This is a genomic window from uncultured Winogradskyella sp. (assembly GCF_947498005.1).
In the GTDB taxonomy this organism is placed as follows: Bacteria; Bacteroidota; Bacteroidia; order Flavobacteriales; family Flavobacteriaceae; genus Winogradskyella.
Map to the genome: position 1 here is coordinate 1 of NZ_CANMIW010000045.1, position 209 is coordinate 209.

General features: G+C 41.6%; 1 pseudogene. It reads right to left on the reverse strand.

Features of this window, described 5'->3' with window-relative positions:
* Positions 1-209: pseudogene (locus Q0891_RS17270) on the reverse strand (hypothetical protein); the annotation flags it as partial.

Here is a 209-nt window from a genome sequence, read left to right on the forward strand (position 1 = left end):
TTTGCATTACTTCCAATACCTGCGATGTTCCAAGTTTCATTAAATCCATCTCCATTGGGTGTAAAATATAACGGATAATCTACTATAAAGGTCTGTGCGGTGTCGGTTCCACAGCCAAACTTATCTCTAGCTACAATCTCATGTTCGCCCGCTGATACATTACTAAACAGTGGCTCATCTTGCCATGGTCCGCCATCTAAACTAAACTC